The organism is Xenorhabdus sp. TS4 (genome assembly GCF_014467265.1).
Classification (GTDB): Bacteria; Pseudomonadota; Gammaproteobacteria; order Enterobacterales; family Enterobacteriaceae; genus Xenorhabdus; species Xenorhabdus ehlersii.
The window spans coordinates 68,232-89,943 of the sequence record NZ_NKHQ01000005.1 but is presented as its reverse complement, the minus strand read 5'-3'; the positions used below and the strand labels follow the sequence as shown (position 1 = coordinate 89,943).

14 protein-coding genes and 3 tRNA genes are annotated in these 21,712 nt (G+C 44.1%); 4 read left to right on the top strand and 13 right to left on the bottom strand.

Annotation, left to right across the window (positions count from 1 at the left end; all coding sequences use genetic code 11):
- Position 1 precedes the first annotated feature (1 nt).
- Both tcdA and mltA read right to left on the bottom strand, forming a co-directional pair.
- Positions 2-814, bottom strand: coding sequence for a tRNA cyclic N6-threonylcarbamoyladenosine(37) synthase TcdA (tcdA, locus tag Xets_RS03945; RefSeq protein ID WP_187651184.1), 813 nt, complete (start codon positions 812-814; stop codon positions 2-4).
- Positions 815-889: 75 nt separating this feature from the next.
- Positions 890-1,987 carry a murein transglycosylase A gene (gene mltA, locus Xets_RS03940; RefSeq protein WP_099133046.1) on the bottom strand — a complete coding sequence of 366 codons (1,098 nt, stop codon included), beginning with the start codon at positions 1,985-1,987 and terminating at the stop codon, positions 890-892.
- A gap of 227 nt (positions 1,988-2,214) precedes the next feature.
- Here mltA and Xets_RS03935 point away from each other — a divergent pair.
- From Xets_RS03935 to Xets_RS03925, 3 genes are all read left to right on the top strand, one after another.
- Positions 2,215-2,291: transfer RNA gene (locus Xets_RS03935), tRNA-Met, on the top strand.
- 133 nt (positions 2,292-2,424) lie between these two features.
- Positions 2,425-2,501: transfer RNA gene (locus Xets_RS03930), tRNA-Met, on the top strand.
- A gap of 68 nt (positions 2,502-2,569) precedes the next feature.
- Positions 2,570-2,646, top strand: a tRNA-Met gene (locus tag Xets_RS03925).
- 181 nt (positions 2,647-2,827) lie between these two features.
- On the opposite strand, the gene amiC is transcribed toward Xets_RS03925, so the two are convergent.
- On the bottom strand, positions 2,828-4,075 hold the full coding sequence (gene amiC, locus Xets_RS03920) for an N-acetylmuramoyl-L-alanine amidase AmiC (RefSeq protein WP_099133045.1): 1,248 nt from the start codon (positions 4,073-4,075) through the stop codon (positions 2,828-2,830).
- Between the two features lie 239 nt (positions 4,076-4,314).
- Between amiC and argA the strand changes: the two genes are divergently transcribed.
- On the top strand, positions 4,315-5,649 hold the full coding sequence (gene argA / locus Xets_RS03915) for an amino-acid N-acetyltransferase (RefSeq protein WP_099133044.1): 1,335 nt from the start codon (positions 4,315-4,317) through the stop codon (positions 5,647-5,649).
- Between the two features lie 28 nt (positions 5,650-5,677).
- On the opposite strand, the gene recD is transcribed toward argA, so the two are convergent.
- From recD to lgt, 10 genes are all read right to left on the bottom strand, one after another.
- Positions 5,678-7,594 (bottom strand): exodeoxyribonuclease V subunit alpha, encoded by a 1,917-nt coding sequence (recD, locus tag Xets_RS03910; RefSeq protein ID WP_187651201.1) that lies wholly within the window; start codon positions 7,592-7,594, stop codon positions 5,678-5,680.
- Between the two features lie 5 nt (positions 7,595-7,599).
- A complete protein-coding gene (recB, locus tag Xets_RS03905; RefSeq protein WP_187651183.1) occupies positions 7,600-11,247 on the bottom strand; it encodes an exodeoxyribonuclease V subunit beta in 3,648 nt (1,215 codons plus the stop codon).
- Positions 11,244-14,129 (bottom strand): pitrilysin, encoded by a 2,886-nt coding sequence (ptrA, locus tag Xets_RS03900; RefSeq protein ID WP_187651182.1) that lies wholly within the window; start codon positions 14,127-14,129, stop codon positions 11,244-11,246. Before ptrA ends, recB begins: the two co-directional genes overlap by 4 nt.
- Before the next feature lie 19 nt (positions 14,130-14,148).
- Positions 14,149-17,577 carry an exodeoxyribonuclease V subunit gamma gene (gene recC / locus Xets_RS03895; protein ID WP_099133040.1) on the bottom strand — a complete coding sequence of 1,143 codons (3,429 nt, stop codon included), beginning with the start codon at positions 17,575-17,577 and terminating at the stop codon, positions 14,149-14,151.
- The gene (locus Xets_RS03890) at positions 17,570-17,941 is read right to left on the bottom strand and encodes a prepilin-type N-terminal cleavage/methylation domain-containing protein (protein WP_187651181.1); all 372 of its coding nucleotides are present in this window, start codon (positions 17,939-17,941) and stop codon (positions 17,570-17,572) included. The genes recC and Xets_RS03890 overlap by 8 nt, the downstream gene beginning before the upstream one ends.
- Positions 17,938-18,396 carry a YgdB family protein gene (locus Xets_RS03885; protein WP_099133038.1) on the bottom strand — a complete coding sequence of 153 codons (459 nt, stop codon included), beginning with the start codon at positions 18,394-18,396 and terminating at the stop codon, positions 17,938-17,940. The genes Xets_RS03890 and Xets_RS03885 overlap by 4 nt, the downstream gene beginning before the upstream one ends.
- A 22-nt stretch (positions 18,397-18,418) precedes the next feature.
- Complete coding sequence (locus Xets_RS03880; RefSeq protein ID WP_187651180.1) at positions 18,419-19,030, bottom strand: prepilin peptidase-dependent protein; 612 nt, start codon at positions 19,028-19,030, stop codon at positions 18,419-18,421.
- A complete protein-coding gene (locus Xets_RS03875; protein WP_222941501.1) occupies positions 19,027-19,533 on the bottom strand; it encodes a prepilin peptidase-dependent protein in 507 nt (168 codons plus the stop codon). The genes Xets_RS03880 and Xets_RS03875 overlap by 4 nt, the downstream gene beginning before the upstream one ends.
- A 230-nt stretch (positions 19,534-19,763) precedes the next feature.
- Positions 19,764-20,558, bottom strand: a complete 795-nt coding sequence (gene thyA, locus Xets_RS03870; protein ID WP_099133035.1) for a thymidylate synthase — start codon at positions 20,556-20,558, stop codon at positions 19,764-19,766.
- Positions 20,555-21,445: a prolipoprotein diacylglyceryl transferase gene (lgt, locus tag Xets_RS03865; protein ID WP_099133034.1), complete on the bottom strand. Its 891-nt coding sequence runs from the start codon at positions 21,443-21,445 to the stop codon at positions 20,555-20,557. The genes thyA and lgt overlap by 4 nt, the downstream gene beginning before the upstream one ends.
- Positions 21,446-21,712 lie beyond the last annotated feature (267 nt).

Genomic DNA, 21,712 nt, shown 5'->3' with positions numbered 1-21,712 from the left:
CTTAAAACGCATTTTCCCGCTCAGCTTTCGCCACCATTTTTTTCAATGCGTGGGATACAGCAACAAAACCAAAAGTCGCCGTAACCATCGTTGCGGCACCAAAACCAGAAGCACAATCCATTCGCTTAGAACCCTCCGCTGTGCTCTTGGCAGCACAAACTGTACCGTCAGATTGTGGATAAACTAACTGTTCCGTTGAAAAAACGCAGTCAATGCCTAACTTACCTTTGCCGTTTTTCACTATGCGGTAATCCGACTTCAAGCGCTCCTTCAATTTCGCCGCTAATGGATCTTGCACCGTTTTTGCTAAATCCACCACCTGGATCTGGGTAGGATCAAGTTGCCCACCCGCTCCACCAGTCGTCACAAGCGGGATCTTATAGCGGCGGCAATAGGCTAGTAACGCCGCTTTTGGCCGTACGCTATCAATAGCATCAATAACATAACTAAACCCTGTCGACATCAATTCAGCCACATTATCAGGGGTGACAAAATCATCAATGCAAGTGATCTGGCACTCAGGATTAATCGCTCGTATCCGTTCCGCGATGACTTCCGTTTTTGGTAAACCCACATTCTGTACCAAAGTGTGCAACTGGCGGTTGGTATTGGTGATGCAAACATCATCCATATCAATCAACGTAATAGCACCAATACCGGTACGCGCCAGCGCTTCTGCCGCCCATGAACCCACACCACCAATTCCTACAACACAGACATGTGAACGGGCAAATAATGAAAGTGCTTTCTGGCCATATAACCGCGCTGTACCAGCGAAACGCTGAAGATAAGCATCAGAGAGAGAAATTTGCATTGCTAAATAAATCCTGCATAAAACCTACCTCTATTGAGATAGGTTATCGATTGATGGTTTGAACTGGAAGGGATCTTACTGGTTTGCCGCCAAAAAACCAGATGATGCTTTCTTCAATACCCAAACACGGCCATAGTGATTATAAAAACCCGCCATTTCACCCGCTTTCTCCCCAACACCGTGATAAATATCAAAATGGTTCCCTTTGATGGCACCACCAACATCCAGCGCCACCATCAGACGCATTCGATACTGGCCGGTAAATTTGCCCTTTTCATCCAGCACAGGCACTTCCGCCAGCAATGCTGTTCCGGGAGGGATTAATGATTTATCAGATGCTACCGAGGCTTTTGCAATAAGGGGCACAGCACTGGCTCCCCGCACAAGGGTATAGGATTCAGGTTTAAAGAAAACGAATGAAGGATTCTGCTCCAGCACTTCTCTCACTTCGGCCTCGCTGTGTTGTTCTCCCCACTGACGGATAGCCTTCATCGACATTTTTTCGCTCGGTACTTCTCCACGGTCAATCAGCACCTTGCCAATACTGCGATAGGCCTGTCCATTTTTCCCCCCATAGCCAAAAAAGGTCAATGGACGTCCATCCCCAAAATCGACATAGCCACTCCCTTGTACTTCCATCATAAAATTATCCATCAGGGAGTTACTGTACCCGATAATAAATTTCTTGCTCAGAGCACCTCTATATATCTCTGCGCGACTTGGCAAACGGGAACGTAAATGAGTTGGCATACGATACAGTGGATATTTAAACTCCCCTTGCCTGGTATGTCGTGCTTGCAAAACAGGTGTGTAATAACCGGTAAACTTCACGTTGCCGTATTTATCTTCACCCTCCATCTGATAAGCCAGTAAACCGAACTCATTTAAATCACGGGTATCACCACCAGACAGCATCCAGTGCTCAATGGCATTAAATAATTTACGGTTATTGTCATAAAGACGAGGAGAAGCTTTGCTGATATATTCAACTTGAGTAGCAAAATCCCTGGCATTAACCGGAGAACCTTCGGCATTAGGGATATTAACCAACTGGAGGTTTCGGGTAATTCGCCCATCCTTATACTGCTGCGCCTGATCAGTGGGTCGAAAATGGCATCCCGATAATAACGAAATGACAAATCCAAATAAAAGATATTTCCCCCAAACTCTCATATTAATGCCTTATCTCTGACCATCACTCACTGGGAGCACGAACAATACCAAACACTCATAAATAATGAAATGTAGTTAGATAAAATAGCTTACCGTTTCAGCCAAACCCATCGGGCAAAAACAAAACAACCAGGCCATTTTTAAATCAAAAAACAAATAAATTTAGTAAATATCAATAAAAAAACTTGCAACTGCTTCGTTCCAGAGTATAGTGTGCCGACATCAGACGCGGGGTGGAGCAGCTTGGTAGCTCGTCGGGCTCATAACCCGAAGGTCGTCGGTTCAAATCCGGCCCCCGCAACCAACTCGATTGTATATCATCCCTAGTATGATGTAGCGTCGATTTGCTCTGGCAACAGAGACAATCTGGTAGTAAAAATGTCATCATTTAAGTGTTTGCATTCATGATTGCTAATCAAGGTTTGCAGATAGACGGACGCGGGGTGGAGCAGCCTGGTAGCTCGTCGGGCTCATAACCCGAAGGTCGTCGGTTCAAATCCGGCCCCCGCAACCAACACTATATGATGTCATTATTCAGTGTTTGCATTCATGATTGCTAATCAAGATTTGCAAATAGACGGACGCGGGGTGGAGCAGCCTGGTAGCTCGTCGGGCTCATAACCCGAAGGTCGTCGGTTCAAATCCGGCCCCCGCAACCAATTTTTTCATTTTTTCCCTTCAATTTTCATCTCTGCTTTCATTTCCTAGCTTGTTACCTTGATTACCTAATTGCCACTGATTTTTAAATTCATATTTAAATATTATTTCATTCCGGTTTAAGCATGAATATAAAGTAAATAACCATCATTTCATCATAAGCAATCAGCCTTAGCGGATATTTCACCGCCGTGCCAATTCAGCCCCATTCTTGAAATACGCCTTAATACCAGCAAAAATGGATTCTGCCACTTGTTGCTGGAATTTCGCTGTCTTAAGTTTGCGTTCTTCTTCCAGGTTACTGATAAATGCGGTTTCTACCAAAATAGAAGGAATATCAGGGGCTTTCAATACCGCAAATCCCGCCTGATCGACGCTATTTTTATGCAATTTATTGATTTTTCCCACCCGCTTGAGCACTTCTTTACCAAATTTCAGGCTATCGTTAATCGTTGCGGTTTGAACCAAATCCAACATGGTATGATCCAAATATTTATCGCCACTTTTGCTGACTCCACCAATTAAGTCTGCCTCGTTCTGAGTTTGGGCGAGAAAACGGGCCGTATTGCTGGTGGCACCCTTAGTCGAAAGCGCAAACACGGATGAACCCCGTGCAGAGCGATTTGTAAAGGCATCCGCATGAATAGAAACAAAGAGATCAGCCCGCATCTTACGCGCTTTTGCCACCCTCACCGTCAAGGGGATAAACACATCTTCATTACGTGTCATGTAAACTTTCATGCCCGGCTCACGTTTGATGAGTGCCTGTAAACGACGGGCAATCTGCAACACGACATCTTTTTCACGGGTTTTATATTTCCCAATTGCTCCAGAGTCTTCACCACCATGACCGGGATCGAGCATAATCACAATCGGCCTGTCTTTGCCTGCCTTGCCGGGTTTACGTGTTTGTGCAGGCAAATGTTGTTCTAAACTCCCACTGTTATACTCTTCAAGCAGGGCTAATAAAGGATCATTAGCCACATCAACAGCCTTTTGGGGATACAGATCGAGTACCAGACGGTGTTTAAACTTCGCAATGGGCGGCAATGTAAAAATATGCGGGGAGACAGGCTGTTTGATTTCAAAGACTAAACGCACCGTTTTAGGATTAAATTGCCCTGCCCGCACTAATTTTAGGTAAGGGTCACGTCGCTGAACCTGTGCCCCCATACTGCTCAAAATGCGATTAAGCTGGATACCCTGCAAATCAATGACAATACGATTAGGGTTTGAAAGCGAAAACTGGCGATATTTAAGTGGAATATTAGACTCCAGCGTCACTCTGGTATAACTTGATGCAGGCCAAATACGAACAGCAATAACTTTTGAAGTCGCTGCATAACCTATTGGGCTGATGCTTAATAACCATACAGCGGCTGCGCCTTTCAGCAGGCGACGACGTGAAGTATTATGGTCTGAATGACTCATTGTTTATTCCGCTTAAAAACAACCAAACGCAGTAATCTTTACCAAACATAATAGTGAGGCAGGAACTCTAATTAATTAGCAAACTTCTGTCATCAAAAAACGTATTTTCTGATAATCTAATTTATTTATACCAATATAAATAATAACGTTATTTTTATCCATGTTTCCTCTTGCCATTTCCCTCCAAAAAGAATAAAAATACAAAAAATACGAATAAAAATTCAATCAGAGAGGGTTTCATGAGCGAACGCAGTACCGAATTGGTTGAAGTCTTACGTCACTCGGTTCCGTATATCAATGCACATCGAGGTAAAACCTTTGTCATTATGCTGGGAGGTGAAGCCATCGCCCATAAGAATTTTTCTAATGTCGTCAACGATATTGGATTACTGCATAATCTGGGCATTCGTTTAATCGTTGTTTATGGTGCCCGTCCACAAATTGAACAGAATATTGCAGAACACAATTGCCAATCGGTTTACCACAAACACACCAGAGTAACCGATGCCAAGACACTGAATTTGGTCAAACAGGCAGCAGGCCTATTACAGCTAGAAATTACAGCTCGTCTTTCCATGAGCTTAAACAATACCCCATTACAAGGCGCTAATATTAGTGTCGTCAGCGGAAACTTCGTTATCGCCCAACCTTTGGGAATCGATGACGGCGTCGATTATTGCCATAGTGGCAGAGTCCGTCGTATTGATGAGAAAGCAATCAACCAACAACTGGATAATGGTGCTATTGTGCTGATTGGGCCAGTTGCGGTTTCCGTTACAGGAGAAAGTTTCAACCTCACTTCCGAAGAAATTGCAACACAACTGGCAATCAAATTAAAAGCAGAAAAATTAATTGGATTTTGCTCATCTCAGGGCGTACTTGACGCTGAAGGCAACACTTTATCAGAAATGTTTCTTAATGAAGGAGAAGCTCACCTGCACAAATTGGAAAACGCTAGTGATTGTCATTCAGGAACCGTGCGTTTCTTAAGAGGAGCGATTAAGGCCTGCCGCCGTGGCGTTCGCCGCTGCCACTTAATCAGTTATCAAGAAAATGGCTCGTTAGTGCAGGAACTCTTTTCCCGCGAAGGTATCGGCACTCAAATAGTTATGGAACGTTCCGAACAGATACGCCGCGCCAATATTAATGATATTGGTGGCATTCTTGAACTTATTCGCCCATTGGAGCAACAAGGTATTTTAGTACGCCGTTCACGTGAACAACTGGAAATGGAAATTGATAACTTCACTCTGATTGAACTCGATAATATCACTATCGCCTGTGCTGCCCTATATCCCTACCCTAATGAAAAAATTGGAGAAATGGCCTGCGTTGCTGTACACCCAGATTACCGAAGCTCTTCCAGAGGTGAAATTCTGCTAGATTCTATTTCCAGCCAGGCAAAACAAAAAGGATTGGAAAAACTTTTCGTGCTCACGACCCGCAGTATTCACTGGTTTCAGGAGAAAGGCTTTAAGCCCGCAGGGATAGATATGTTGCCCGTGGAAAAACAAGCGCTGTATAACTATCAGCGCTGTTCCAAAATTTTGATGCTGGATTTACAGAATTACTAGCCATACAATCCTTAGCCGCATCGCCTTCTTATTGCGGGTTGAACCAATCTGCCAACCCGCTTCGTCGCTGTGTTGCTGTGGCCACAGCTTTATCCAAAACTGGCTTATTGGCATAAATCGTTAGTTTTTCCCTCGCCCGCGTCAGTGCGGTATACACTAACTCCCGACTGAGTATTGGTGAGTATTGAGTTGGTAACACCAAGGCCGTATGCTCAAATTCAGACCCTTGAGATTTATGCACTGTCATCACATAAGCCGTTTCATGTTGAGGTAATCGACTCGGCTGAAACCCTTTAATCTGCCCATCAGACAACTGGAAATAAGCTTTCAGCTCATTATCCTGATTTTTGAGCATAATCCCGATATCTCCGTTAAACAGTCCAAGGGTACTGTCATTACGCAATATCATGATAGGTCGCCCGACATAACCACGGCTCTCCACATGTTTGGGCAGGGTAATCACGCCTTTCCTGTGCAGTAATTGTTCCATTCGTTGGTTCAGCCCCGTAACACCAAAAGGGCCTTCCCTTAACGCACACAGCAATCGAAAGCGATTGAATTCCGCTAAAATGGCTTTTTCTGCCGCCCGTTCATTTGCCATTGCCAAATATTGAGAATAACCAGCAGCGGTTTCCGCCAACAGACGCTGATAATCTTCATCCACTGCAAGTGGATAAAAATTAACATCGGGAAAAAACTGATTCAGCACTGCCGTGACTCCTCCGCGATCTCCTTGATTCACAGCTGATGCCAATCGCCCAATGCCGGAAGCCGAGTTGAAGCGATAGCTTTTGCGCAGCAGACACAGGCTATCCCGCACAGCAGGCGTATCTTTATCAGAATGAGAGGTGGATAAAGTGGAATAAGATGTTAACTGACATCCAGTCAATCGTTCCAATTGCTCAGCCCGCTTGGCGCTATAACCTTGTTCAGCAAAACGGCAAATATCTCCCAATACCGCTCCGGCTTCAACCGATGCAAGCTGGTCTTTATCCCCTAAGAAAATCACTTTCGCCCGTGGCGGCAAAGCATCAACCAAGTGAGCCATCATCGGTAAATCTACCATTGAAGCTTCATCAATGATCAAAATATCAAGGGACAGCGGATTATCACGCCCATAACGCAGTTTCTGGCTATCGGGTTGCGCTCCCAGTAAACGGTGGATAGTTTGCGCCTGTTCTGGAATGCTATGCCACTGTTCTGGCGTCAAATCGAGTTTCTTGACCGCTTCTCTCAGTGATTCAGTTAATCTGGCCGCTGCCTTACCGGTTGGCGCAGCCAATTGAATACTTAATTTTTTCCCTTCATGCAACTTGATCAAGGCAGCCAACAACTTAGCTACTGTCGTAGTTTTACCGGTTCCTGGCCCACCAGAGATCACAGAAATACGGCTCGTTACAGCCACTGCTGCCGCAACCTTCTGCCAATCAATATCCCCTTCAACAGTGACACCAAAAAGCTCATCCAAAATGCGATGTAGCTGGATTTCATCAAGAGCCGTTTGATCATAGGAAGTTTGAGCAAAAGTATCGGTTAGCTCCACAGCAGCAAAAAAATCCGCCACCCGCCGTTCACTTTGCCACATACGTTGTAAATATAGGCGGTAATCACTCTCCCTTTGATGGGAAAGGATCATCGGTGCCGGAGATTCCCCCGTACTTACCGCCGGACATGTCTGTAAAACAGCCAGAATTTGCTGTTGATCGGGTTCTCCGACCAAAGACCAAAGCGATACAGCTAACTCCGGCTGCCTGCCTTCAAAAAAATATTTTGGCGAAATCCGCTCCAGTGGCAAACAGACATGCCCCGCGCCTGATTCAGCACTTAACAAGGCCGTAATCAACAGCAGTAGCGGGTTTTCATCCTCAATCATCGCATAAGCAAACTGCACATCCAAAGGACGCAGCAGCTTCTGGCTCACCGCCTGTTGCAAGAATGACATCATGGAATTCATACGCTTTGTTCCTCACCAACAGCACTGAAAAGCGTATCCAGTTCGTCAATAAATTCAAAGGGAGGCAAGTAGGAGTAAATACCATGCCCTGGATTATCTTTATCAATACCACGCAAAAACAGATAGATCACGCCACCAAAATGGCGGTGATAATCATAATGAGCTAACCGATGACGCAAATAACGGTGCAGAGCTAAAGTATAAAGCTGATACTGGAAATCGTAACGATGCTCTATCATGGCTCTTGCCATCGCTTCTTGCGTATATGACTGGCTGTTCTCACCTAACCAGTTTGATTTGTAATCCACTACGTAAAACTTATCTTGCCAGCAAAAAACCAAGTCAATAAAACCTCTTAACATGCCTTTGACTTGCTGAAAGGATAACGGAGCACATTGCGCAGACAGCGGATCATAACGACGGGCTAGTGCATCCATTTCCTTTGCATGTAATAGCTTATCTACTGGTAGGTAAAACTGCATTTCACTTTGCTGACAATGACGAGGCACACCGACAAGTTTCATTCCCTGCTCATTCAGCTCTGCGCCCAGAATATCCTCTATCCACAGTTCCAATACCGGTGCCCAGTTTTCATCAAATCCTGACGCTGTCAGTTTTTCCACCAACCACAACTGATCCGGGGGATTGCCGAAATCCAGATCTTCTAAAATACTGTGCAGGAATGTGCCCGCAGACGCCCCACGTGGAAAAGTATGCGGAGTCATCTGTAATGATTGTTCTCCCTGCTTTTCACCACAGGCATCAATATCCAGCTTCGGAGAAATGGATTGCACTATCACATCAACTGATTCCCCAAATGTACCAGCATAAGTAGGAGAAATAGCGTGAGAAGCGGTGTATCGTAACCCCGAATAACTCGTCACCCGCCAGTCATCCCGAACAGGACGTTGCAATTTTTTGGCTGCCAACGACAGAGTATTTTCATTTTGTGGGCACCATTGCAAGTCAGAGGTATCCCCCACTTGCCTTATCTCTATGCCGTTATCACAAAGCTCATTCAAGCTGTTAACCAGTAATTCTGCATCACCTTTCTGTCCCTTTTGCAGTAAGTACCCAAGGGCAGATAAATGCAAATCAGTATCGCCTGCTTTCCCTCTATTTCCTTTAATAAGCGGGGCTACCCCGACGCTACAGTGATAAACCGAACGTGTTAATGCAACGTAGAGCAAGCGTAAATCCTCAGCCAAGCGTTCTTCATCAGCCAGCTCCAAAGCTTCTTTCAACGCTTCATCATCATGGGAAATATTAAGATGAGCCTCAAAATTATGGCGCTCATGATAAATAGCCTGCTTCTGCTTCCTGTAACCACAAACAAAAGGCAAACAAACCAGCGGATACTCCAACCCCTTAGATTTATGAATGGTACAGATCTGCACCAGATGCCGATCACTCTCCAGTCTCAGTTGCTGGTTTTCTGATTGCGGATTAGGTCGTGAAATCTGTTGTGCCAGCCAGCGGGCAACGGCATGTTCGCTATCTAATTGTTGAGATTCCTCCTGCAACAACTCACCAATGTGCATAACATCGGTAAGCCGACGTTCACCATCATCACCTGCCAGCAGATTTTCTGCTATCCGGTATTTCACCATTACTGCCCGCAACATGGGTAATACGCCACGAGTACGCCATAAGCGGGCATAGCCATCAAATTCATCAACCAGACGATCCCACGCCATTTCGTCGTTATTCAACTGATCAATTTGTTGTGCACTTAAGCCAAATAAACTACTGGCTAATGCACTTCGCAATTCACGGGCTTTTTCCGGTGCCAATACTGCCTGTAACAACCACAGCAAATCTTTCGCTTCTGGGGTATCAAACACACTTTCTCGGTTGGAGAGATAAACCGATGGTATCTTCAGCGCGTTCAATTCGTTACGGATTAACGCGGCTTCTCGGCGATCACGCACCAACACCGTAATATCTGCCGCCATCACCGGACGGCTTGCTTCTGTTGATTGATTTTTTGCCTGATATAAAAGCGCCTTTCCTTCTTGCCCTGCCTGCAACCAATCCCGTATCTGGGCAGCACATTGTCGCGCCATAGTTTGCTCATATTCCCCTTTGGAAACACCATCACCAGACTGTAACCAAAATCGTAAAGCAGCTTGCTCCTCACCATGTAAGGAAAATCTCAGCCCACAATTTTTCTCTGCGGCATTAGCGTCAAGAAATGGGATTTGTGCAAACAAAAACGGGAATTCCGGGCGAGAAAACAATTTATTGACAGACTGCACCATTGACGCAGAAGAACGCCAGTTCGTTTCCAGCGTGTAATGGGCCTTAACGTGAGAACGAGCACGAATGTAGGTAAAAATATCTGCCCCACGAAACGCATAAATCGCTTGTTTGGGATCGCCAATAAACAATAAGCCGGTTTCGTTTTCAGCCCGTTCATTTTCTGATTGATGGCAATATATGGCCTGAAAAATGCGATATTGTTGTGGATCGGTATCCTGAAACTCATCAATCATTGCGACGGGATAGCGCTGCCGAATGGTTGCTGCAAGCTGCTCTCCTCCAACACGTTGCAAGGCACTGTCCAGACGTGTCAGCAAATCATCAAAACCCATGTAACCACGGATCAGCTTCTCCTGACTAACCGATTGGCGAACTTCAACAATCGCTTTGGAGAGGATGATATCTTTCAACGTCAATGGGTACTGATATAAACCATCAATTGCTGCAAACAGCACATGCTGCGGAGCTTCCCCTTTTTTAGTCTTTTCTAATAAGCGAGATTGACAAAATTTATCCAATTCTTTGGGCAACAGGTAATCTTCGGTTGGTGATTTAGCCCATTCAGAAACACTATTCAGCCAATTAGGTAAATTTTTTTTGCTGTAGCTACGCTTATCAACACCTGAATTAGTAATCAGTTCTTCTAACCCAGAAACAGTGTCATTCCACTGGTGTTTTATCGCCTCAATCTGCTCAATGATTTTCTGATGACGACTAAACAGCGTTTCATCATCAGGGGCATTAAGGATATACGGCATATCTCCGTGTAAATAGCTCGAAATATCTTTTAATAGTGCTTCCGGCCCACTCCATATCCGGCTGACTTCCGCAGCGATTGGCAAGGGTAGGGGATAACAGTGACGCCGCCAAAAATCGGCACAGCCTTGTTTACGTAACTGGTTTTCATCCTGAATTAGGGTTTGATCAAACAGTACACCAGACTCAAACGCATTGTGTACTAGCATACGCTGGCAAAAGCCGTGGATGGTATAAATCGCCGCCTCATCCATCTGGCGTTCAGCGGCTAATAACCAACTGGCTGCACTTTCCTTATCAGGAATTTCATCCAGTAATTGCTGATAGATCGGATCGCTAGCCGCTGTTTCTTCCCGTATACAAGCCAAACGGAGCTGGTGGATGTTTTCGCGGATACGTCCACGCAATTCATTTGTCGCCGCTTGGGTAAAAGTAACAACCAGAATCTCTTCGACATTCAGCGGGCGGGAAAAGGCGGCAGAACCACCTAATCCCAGTAATAGCCGGAGATAAAACAAGCCTATCGTATAAGTTTTTCCCGTTCCCGCAGAAGCTTCGATCAACCGCTGACCATACAGCGGCAATGTTAACGGGTTAAGCTTATGAGAGGATATTTCTTTGCTCACTGAGCATTCACCTTAACCGGTAATTGTTTCTGGAAATCTGACACATAGTCGTAAGTTCGCCAGCCTTTCAGCTCTGCATATTGATGAGCTGTACCTTTTTTCCCGGTAATTTGGGAAACCAGTGCCAATCCCTGACGTTTAAGCACCGCTTTTTCATAAAAAGCAATAACCTGTGCTTTAGTGACTTTCTCCATCGCTGCAATGACTTTCTCACGTGTATCAAATTTGAAGTTGTTGCGCCCAAAATCTGCATCAAAGCTAGCCACTTCTGAATAGAAAGTTTGTGGCGGCTCCCGCATTTCTGTCAGCAGTGATTTTTTATACTGTTCAAACTCAGCATCAGGCATCGCTTTCAACTTTTTATCAGCCTGTTGATAGAAACTCTGGTAGCGTCGATGCAGGTAGTCCGGTTGCTTGCTGTTACTTTGCAGTAAGAAACCCAATCCCCACTGTTTACCGATATTTTGGTTGAAAGCAAAAACCGCATAACCAAGCTGTTCTGTCGTTCTCAATTGATCATAGAACCACGGTGACAAAATGCTACTCAGCAAATTGGAATAGACATATCCCTTGATACGGTCATACCCCGTTGGAATAAAAATTTCGGCCAGAGCGTTATCTGTGCTATTCGCAGTGCCATTGAAATTAGCCGCATAATTACGATCAATGACAAGACGCTCGCCAGTCCACCATACTGTTCCTTGGTTAGCGAGCTGCTTCTGTGCTGACTGAACGATGTCAATACTCTGCTGTTCAGTGAAATTACCGAAGACCAAAGCCTGTAATGCCGCGTGTTGGATCATGCTCTGACGGTATTTCACGATGTCATCAACAGTGATGGTATCCAACACTTTCAATTTTTCTGCCTGTTCAAAGTAAGGGACACCAGAGAGGCGGGAAATGGGTTGCATAGCCATTTGAAAAGCCTTGCCATTATTGGCGACTTCCATTTTTTCCCTATACCATGATTTCGCTTGAGCCAGTTCTTCTTGAGTCGGTATAAACGAAATATATTGATCAATCGCTGAAGATAACAACTCTGGTAAGTGTTGCGTATAACCATTAACGCCGATCTTCAAACCATCAACATAGCTTGTATAAACCCCCATTCCCCCAACCGATGCCTGATAGCCTAGTTGATCAAGTGTAAGTGCAGACAAATAGCTCAATAAGGTATCTGAAACCTGATCTTTGATGTTTTTCAATCCATTGGGGTTACGCATCTCCAGTGTAATACTGCCTTTAGGTTCATCCGCAAAATATTGGCTCGGCATATACAGCAAGCGAACATTGGGCTGTTCCAAAATCATTTTAGGGTGTTCTTGGCTGCCAGATGTTTTAACCAGGGATAAATTATCAGGAATATAGGGATTCAACTCAGGCAAAGAGAATAAGTCTCCCTGTTCGAGTTTTTTCCATTCCGCTAACTGTTTTGACGTAATTTTATTGACTTGATACTGAGCCTGCACAAAGTAAGCTTCTTTATTATGTGGCTCTGTTGGGCTGATAAACCAGATACGCGCATTTTCAGGCGTTAATTCTTCCAGACGGCTAGCTATCGCTTTTGGATTAAACTCATCTGCAACATAACCCGCATCCAACACATGGGATATAGGCAATACCAACATGGCATCAGACAGCCCTTCAATGTAATTCATATTCCGTACGATTGATGCATACTGGAAAGACAAATTCAGAACCTTAGCCATTTCATCGAAATAACTCTTATTAATCCCCTGTTGTTTTAGCAGGTTAATGTAAGAAAAGATGGCTGCGATAACTTGATCACGATGTTCAAGGCCCTTATCCGTTAGCGAAACATAAATATCAAACGTCCCTGAATTACCATCAGTTTTGGGGTTTGCACTAGCACCAATACTTTCGATTAATCCCTGCTTTTGCAACCAGTCAGACAAGGTATTTTGGCTGCGATTACCAATCAAATACCCGACATATCCATCTGTTTTGCTGAGAAAATCTGCACTGTTATCAGCAATGCTAAATTCTAGTCGTAACGCTTTGTAAGGTTGTGCGGGCACATAATGGATAATGGTGCCTTTTTCTTTATCTGTGATAGCCGGAACTGTAATAGCAGGCACCGAAGCATGTCGGTTCGGAATACGGCCAAAGGTTTCTGTCGCAATCTGAGCCAATTTGTCGATGGATTGATTGCCATACATAACCCCTTTCATCAGATTAGCGGAGTAATAGCGTTGGTAAAAATCAACCAGGGCCGTCTGTAATTTGCTGTCAGGTTTATCTTTAAGTGTTTCTAAATTTCCGCCAGCAAAGCGGGCATTAGGGTGAGTCGGATTGATAGTCTCAGAACGGATTTGCCATAAGCGATGCCCTTCACCCGCACGAGCGATAGTCATTTCATTATCAACAGCATGGCGTTCACGATCAGCATTGACTGGTTCCAGTAGAGGCTCAGCAAGTGCATCCGCAAGACGATCAACCGCTTCTGTTAAGGAGTCATTTTCAACTTCCAGATAGAATGCAGTACGATTGGCAGTGGTACTGGCGTTACGGCTTCCCCCATGTTTTTGCAAGAATTCAGCAAACCCTCCTGGTTGCGGGTAACGCTTGGAACCCATCAATACCATGTGCTCAAGATAGTGGGCCAGACCAAGCTGATTATCTGGATTTTCCATATGACCAACCGGAAGAGATGCGGCAGCCAATGATTTAATCGCTTTTTCATCAGAAACCAGCAGAACTGTCATGCCATTTTGCAATTTAATGGCTTTATATTGACGAGGATCGCGATCACTTTTGTGGATCGTATCTGGCAATGGCTGCCAGGGCGATTGTGCATATGCAGTAACCCCAAAAAATAGCAAAAAGAGCACCGTCATGATGCGGATAAGACATTTAGGCATAACCTAATATTCTCCCTAATTATTTAAATAATGATCCATTGGAATAGCGTGCCATCGGCAATAAATAGCGCTGAGTTTCACGCTTCATTCGCTCCAAAAGTGATTGATCAGCTTGCCGGAAAGCCCGTTGTACGTAGTGATCAGCGCTTTCCCCTTTTCTGTCATGTGTTCCCAGCCAGTGTTCCATTAATTTATTTTCAGCACCTTGTTGAACCTCTTCACGAAAATCGATTTCACGACTTTCCTTATCAAAACAGTCAACTAGCCATGCCCAGCCGCTTCGGCAAAACAAAGGGAGAGGTTCAGACATTCCTTGAAAATAGCCCTCTATCATCTGGTTCAAATATTGTTTCGCATCATCCTGTTTTAGCGGTAAGAAGCGATATTCTGACACCTTTTTATCTTCCTTCTCTTTTTTTCCCTTTTTACCTGTTCCATACATGCGGCTTTCACTGGTTCCACCTGAAAGACAATAGGCAAGGTGTTCAATCCATAATTGGATACCATCATTGGCCGTTAAGTTCGCTGGTCGCCAACGTAAAATTCCATCAGGCTGTACCTGATTAATTCTGCCAGCCAATATCACCGTGTCTAATGGCTCATATAGGTCAATAGAAGAAGAGGCCGTTCTCTCTTCACGCACCCTGGAGGCCAAAGGCTGCATGGATTCCAGTTGCTCCATCCAATAAACTTCGCCAAAGGAACCATATGGCAACCCTCCCGACGCACGGAGATGGTGAAACAGAGATTCAGGTGCTCCCTGTTCAATCAGGATGCTTAACAGTAGTTGGTTAAATTGGTAACGTTGCAGGTTATCCAGCACAAAAGGTTCTTCTTCAGGTAACTCCATCTCTTCAATGATAAAATGCACCTTCAGCCTTTGCTGAAAAAACGCCCGGACAGGGTGTCGATAAAAGCGGATCAATTCATCTAATGCAACTTCTTTTATTTCACTGCGATCGAAAGCAATCGGCTGGCAAAAGTCAGTTGTTGAAACACCCTGTTGTGTCGCGGCTGGCAACCATTCTGTAGCATAACTTTGTAAGTGATGGTCAGGTAAGAAATTTTCCGGCGCAAAAGGCACACGGGTATGCTGTGACAGCAAATGTTTTCTGACATTTTTGGCGCTGTCATCAACATTCAACATTTCATCGCCGGATAAGCAAAAACTCTGGCAAATATAATCCAGTAACTCGTTGACCAATACGGATGGATTGCACTCAGTATCATCGCGAATCGATTTGCCAATATAGCTAATATAAAGAAATTGCTCAGCCGAAACCAACGCTTCCAGAAAGAGATAACGGTCATCGTCGCGCCGTTTCCTATCCCCTCGCTGGTTTTTTTCTGCCATCAGATCAAACCCAAGTGGCGGGATAGTACGTGGATAAACCCCATCATTCATTCCCAACAGGCAAACAACCTTAAAAGGAATGGAACGCATAGGCATCAGGGTGCAAAAATTGAGTGTCCCTGCAAGGAAACGCTGGCTGATCTTCTCATCATCAAAACGAAACGCCAGCTCATCGCGCAGCAGCACTAAAGGGATGCTTTCGTCATAATGTGCATTCAGTCCATTATCAACTACTTTTTGCCATTGCTGCGTAATAAGCGCCAGAACCAGTTCAACATCGTCATCCGCTGCAAAAAAAGTTTCCAGCAATTGCGGACATACAGCCAACCAATCCGTCAATCGCTGTTCTTCACCCAAAATGTTACGCCAGCGATTCAGTGCCATTAAAAACTCAGCCAATTGCCCTGCCAGTTCAGCAGCAAGACCACTGGATTCATCATAAGGCAAAACATCATTCCACGGTCCGGCATGACTATCCATCGCATAACCCAATAGCATACGCGTCAGACCAAAGCGCCAGGTATTCTGCCCTGTGGCAGGCAACGATAATGCTTCAATATTGTCATCATCCAACCCCCAGCAAATTCCCGATTCTTTTACCCAACGCCGCAATAAACGCAACCCTTCTTCCTGAATCGCGAATTTGTTAGCTAAAGCAGGGACTTCCAATAATGCCAACACCTGTTCTGCCGTAAACCGACTCTGCGGCAAATCCAGCAAGGTAATAAATGCCTGCAAGACAGGATGTGCCTGACTAACTTTACGGTCAGAGATAGCAAAGGGGATATAACGATCATCGGGTGCATTACCAAAAACAGCCTGAATATAGGGGGCATAGCTATCAATATCTGCCATCATCACAATGATGTCCCTCGGTGTCAGTGAAGGATCCTCATCCAATAAATGCAGAATTTGATCCTGCAATACTTCGACTTCCCTCTGCGGGCTATGGCATGAATGAAAAGTCAGTGAGCGCTCAGCACCATTAAATGAGCGCTTTTTCAGACTGTTTTTAAAGGAATTTTCGGTAGAACCAATCTGGGCATGATCTTCAAGATTAAGAATATCTCGCTGGATTTGGTGCAAGATAGAATCAGGTTCTAATTCAACAAAAGCATGAATATCGGAATCTGGCTCCAATTGTGACAGTAGGTAGAGGTGATCTCTTCCCAATTTTCCCCAAGATGCCAGCAATGGGTTATTCAGAACCTGCTCTCCTTCGGCATTAAAGAGCGATGGCGCCTCTTCGGGGTTTTTGAATCTTTCCAGCAATTGTTTGCTTTTATAATGTTTTGGCTTACGGCTAGTTAACTTGGCAAGAAAAGCGTAACTCTGGATATCGCCCCAATAATATTGGCATGGGTTAGTGAACATAAGATGAATATCAATATGTTTACCCAATGCCTTTAACACTTGCAGGTAAGCGGGAGGCAATACAGATATGCCGCAGATGAAAATACGTGGCGGAAGATCCTCCAATGGAAAATTCCCTTCTTCCAACGTCGAGATAAATCGTTGGTATAAATTGGCGCGGTGCCACAAAGGTTGTTGTAACTGACGGGTATAGGCTGTCAGTTCAAACCATAGCCTTTTTTGCCATAACTGGTTGCTGTTGCTGCCCAAACTATCAACTAATTGACCATTTTCCCAACTTTCTAACCATTGGGGACGATAAACCAGATATTGGTCAAACAAATCGGCAATTCGGCCAGCTAGCTGGTGAATTTTGCGTTTATCAATATCTTGATCAAGATAATGCTTGAGCGCTGAAAATTCCGGCTCCATCAACAAATCTGGCAGTAAGGTCATTAATTTCCACTTCATGGCATCCTTACTGAAAGCACTGTCTTTGGGAACATCAAGCAACACTTTGGTAAACATCTGCCAGATAAAGGTTGCCGGCAGTGGGAACTCCATATTCGCAGCAATACCCAGTTTTTCTGCCAACTGAATTTGCAACCACTGTGACATCCCTGGACTTTGAACCAAAATCACTTCTTTGCCAAATGGGTCAGAAAGGGGATCTTCTCCGATCAATATCGCCATCAACTCCTTGAGAATATCGAGCTGATTTGAATGATAAACTCTAAACATCAATGCTCCCACTTGCACAAAACCAGCGTTCCAATTTACTTGGTTTATTGTAATGTACTGTCAGCTTAATCGTTACCTGATAGCACCCCCAAGAACGAAATTCTCGCTGAACCTCCATTTTCCAACCCCGCTGTATAGCTGCCTCTTCTTCTGTTTTCTGCAAATCAATCTGGCCTGACAAACGTTCATACTGTTCCAACTGATTATGGACATATCGTACTGCCTTAAGCTGCCCCCAATATTGTTGAAAATTAGCTGACAGTGCTTGATGGTAACGCATTAAACCCAATAAAGAGATCGCAAATACGGCAAATGCAATCATGACTTCCGGTACACTCATCCCCTCTTGTCGTCCGGTTTTCATAAACAAAACTCAGCTTGAGCAACAGGGCAAAAATCCAACCAACCGCTTTCAATAGGAATCAGTTCAACAGGAATAAGTGTATCTTGATTTAAAGGTTTCATCTGTTTCATCCATTGATAAAGTTCAAGCTTTTCTCCTGATGCAAATTGAGCAACACCTTTTAATAAAAAAAGGTTGTCTGAATAGTGCTTGAGGCAACTTTTTAAATTAAATTCAGTATATTGCAAACAAGACCAAGCTCCTGTTTCTTGCTGATTGATCTGCCATGACTGCGCCTTTCCCCATATCAATGATGATTCAGCCCGCCAAAAAGCCTGCAAATAATTTTGTTCATCCATCATCATAAGCATCGCACTTTCCTGTTGGTAATGAAGCGCTTTCAACATCATCAAACTCAGCGCCAATAGCATCATTATCGATATCAGCAGAATATTTCCCTGTTGTTTATCTGCCATATATTTTCTTTTCCCGATATCTTTATTTTCGGATATTACGCAGCCGAATTGTGGCTTGATGGCGGTACACAATTACTGGGGATTTCAACCAATGGGCATCAATGGACAAAGTGACAAAAATCACCCCATCTTTTGCTTGTGATTTCTCAAGATGAAAGACATCAATGACAATCTCTTTTGGATCAAATAGCCTTTCCCAACCACTTTCCTGACAATCTCCTACCCCTCTCCCCCACTCAAGAGCCCGGTTATTCAAACGATAACCAAAAAATTCAGATTCAATGTGTCCCGGTTTTTCCCATTGATTATTTAAATTGAGATCAAATGCAACAATAAAACAGGAGTTGGTAATTTCTCTATTTTTATTGTTAATTATCAATGGATCACCTTCGCACTGTTCTCTATCCCGACAATAACCTGCCCGCCGAATATCTTTCTCCATCAAATAGGCCGTTCTGTTAACCAAATAATGCAATCTATATTTACGATAAAGATCGAGAATTTGGCCTGATAAAACCGGATACGTTTTTGCCATGGCAACAAAAATTACGCTACTGATTAGCAGAGCTACCATTATTTCCAATAAAGAGAATCCTGCCTGTTTTTGCTTGCAACAAAAAATAGTCAGAGTCATGGGATTTTTATTCCCTCACAATTGGGAAACGGGCTAATTGTATTACTGCATGTCCTGATTCGCCCACGTCCAGAAACGATGACACTAATTTCACCTGCCGAGTTTGCCAGCGTGAAACTGGCTGGTATTGCTGTATTTCTGATCCCGTAAAAATCAATGCGATCAGTCGTGGAAAATGACAAAAATACATCTTCATGAGGAGAATCAACGCGTTCCCCATCACCTTCATCACAAGCAACGATTTTGGTGACAGACGAGATTAAACACCAAGGCTGTCCTATCACTAACCATAAGGTACGATCCTGATTTAAATAATTTGCTAAAGACTGCTGCCTTTCCATAAAAGACAACACATTATGCACCGCTGATTGTAAACGCAGGCGGCTTTGATATTTCCCCCAATGATACAACCCCCAGGACAAGCTAATCGAAATGATGAGCATTGCTATCATTAATTCTAATAAAGTAAACCCGTTGTGATTGTTAATATATTTATATTCCATTATTTTCTGACGTCTATATTCAGCTCAATTTTTCTCAAGGGGAATATCTACTATTAGAAACTCAATGAACAGTGCCACTATTTAATTATGCGAAGAGCTTTGAAAAGAAAATAGATATTTTATTTTGTTGCATTTTAATTGCGTGGTAGCTCATAAAATGAATAAGATGAACAATTGATAGGGGAAAATATGAGTTTTCCATCCTCAAATTTGAGGATGGAAAAAGAGGATTAAATTGCAACGGGTGCTTTAATACCAGGATGCGGATCGTAATCCACAATTTCAAAGTCTTCGAATCGATAATCAAACAATGAGTCTGGCTTACGCTTAATGACTAACTTAGGTAACGCGCGTGGCTCACGGCTTAATTGCAGTTTGGTCTGTTCAAAATGGTTATTGTAAAGGTGAGTATCGCCACCAGTCCAAACAAAATCACCGACTTCAAGATCGCACTGTTGGGCCATCATGTGCACCAACAGGGCATAGCTGGCGATATTGAATGGCAACCCTAAGAACACGTCACAAGAGCGCTGATAAAGCTGGCAGGAAAGTTTACCGTCTGCCACATAGAATTGGAAAAAAGCATGGCATGGCGCCAATGCCATTTTATCCAATTCCCCAACGTTCCAGGCAGAAACGATGATCCGACGTGAATCAGGATCACTTTTCAACTGCTCAATAACCTGGGTTAATTGATCGATTTGACGACCATCCGCAGAGTCCCAGGCACGCCATTGTTTACCATAAACAGGCCCTAAATCGCCATTTTCGTCAGCCCATTCATCCCAAATAGACACGCCATTATCATGCAGGTATTTGATATTGGTGTCGCCATTCAAGAACCACAACAATTCATGGATAATGGAACGAATATGGCAACGCTTGGTTGTTACCAACGGGAAACCTTCCTGCAAATTGAAACGCATCTGATGACCAAAGATAGAAAGTGTTCCCGTTCCCGTGCGGTCATCTTTTGCCGTGCCTTCTTCCAGCACTTTTTTCATTAAATTCAGATACTGTTTCATTTTGCCTCTTGTACCTTGTTATTGCGTGTTTTATTGCCAGGGCATTTATGCGCCCATATCATCAAAAATATTCCCGCAAAAATCATTGGGACAGAAAGGATTTGCCCCATACTTATCCCTTCAAACAACCCAAGCTGTGCGTCAGGCTGGCGGAAAAATTCGACTATTATGCGAAATGCACCGTAACCAATCAGGAATAAACCTGAAACACTCCCCATCGGGCGCGATTTACGGATAAATAAATTGAGGATGATAAATAATACGATGCCTTCAAGCACCATCTCATATAGCTGTGATGGATGGCGGGGTAGGACACCATATTTTTCCAAAATAGGCCATAACGAAGGATTAGCGGTGGCTATTGCAATATCTTCACTACGGGAGCCTGGGAATAACATCGCCCACGGCGTATCAAGCGTAACACGCCCCCACAATTCTCCATTGATAAAGTTACCAATACGCCCCATTCCCAAACCAAAGGGAACCAATGGAGCAACAAAATCCGAGACTTGCAAGAAGTGGCGCTTGGTGCGGCGCGCAAACCACCACATGGCGCAGATAACCCCTACCAGTCCACCATGGAAAGACATTCCTCCATCCCAAACTTTAAACAGATAAAGCGGGTTATCAAGGAACATTGGAAGATTATAGAACAGGACATAACCGAGGCGCCCACCGACGAAAACCCCGACAAATCCTGCATACAGTAGGTTCTCAACTTCGGTTTTGTTCCAGCCACTGTTTGGCTTTGCCGCATGGCGATTTGCCAGCCACATGGCAAAAACAAAGCCAACCAGATACATAAAACCGTACCAATGGAGGGATACAGGCCCGATTGAAAATATGACTGGGTCAATATTAGGAAATGCCAGATAGCTAGTGCTCATCGTTCCCCACTAAAAATATGTTGTGTGAATGAATGATCTTGTGCAAATAAATTATATGACTTGAATGGCTTAAGACAAATAATCGCAGATGATAACACAGGCAAGTGACTTGCTCCCACCACTAAACCGCAAGTGGCAAGCGCTAAGATCTTTCGTACAGTATCTGTGCTGATAGCGGTCACTGCAAAGAGGGTTTTATGACAGCAAGATACATTCGCACAAAAAACGCCAGCATGGCTGTATCATCAGATACCGTACTAACAGGCA

Excerpts from the sequence above, each read along its gene's own strand:
- tcdA (WP_187651184.1), bottom strand. The coding sequence starts at position 814 with ATGCAAATTTCTCTCTCTGATGCTTATCTTCAGCGTTTCGCTGGTACA.
- mltA (WP_099133046.1), bottom strand. The coding sequence starts at position 1,987 with ATGAGAGTTTGGGGGAAATATCTTTTATTTGGATTTGTCATTTCGTTA.
- amiC (WP_099133045.1), bottom strand. The coding sequence starts at position 4,075 with ATGAGTCATTCAGACCATAATACTTCACGTCGTCGCCTGCTGAAAGGC.
- argA (WP_099133044.1), top strand. The coding sequence starts at position 4,315 with ATGAGCGAACGCAGTACCGAATTGGTTGAAGTCTTACGTCACTCGGTT.
- recD (WP_187651201.1), bottom strand. The coding sequence starts at position 7,594 with ATGATGTCATTCTTGCAACAGGCGGTGAGCCAGAAGCTGCTGCGTCCT.
- ptrA (WP_187651182.1), bottom strand. The coding sequence starts at position 14,129 with ATGCCTAAATGTCTTATCCGCATCATGACGGTGCTCTTTTTGCTATTT.
- recC (WP_099133040.1), bottom strand. The coding sequence starts at position 17,577 with ATGTTTAGAGTTTATCATTCAAATCAGCTCGATATTCTCAAGGAGTTG.
- Xets_RS03890 (WP_187651181.1), bottom strand. The coding sequence starts at position 17,941 with ATGAAAACCGGACGACAAGAGGGGATGAGTGTACCGGAAGTCATGATT.
- Xets_RS03885 (WP_099133038.1), bottom strand. The coding sequence starts at position 18,396 with ATGGCAGATAAACAACAGGGAAATATTCTGCTGATATCGATAATGATG.
- Xets_RS03880 (WP_187651180.1), bottom strand. The coding sequence starts at position 19,030 with ATGACTCTGACTATTTTTTGTTGCAAGCAAAAACAGGCAGGATTCTCT.
- Xets_RS03875 (WP_222941501.1), bottom strand. The coding sequence starts at position 19,533 with ATGGAATATAAATATATTAACAATCACAACGGGTTTACTTTATTAGAA.
- thyA (WP_099133035.1), bottom strand. The coding sequence starts at position 20,558 with ATGAAACAGTATCTGAATTTAATGAAAAAAGTGCTGGAAGAAGGCACG.
- lgt (WP_099133034.1), bottom strand. The coding sequence starts at position 21,445 with ATGAGCACTAGCTATCTGGCATTTCCTAATATTGACCCAGTCATATTT.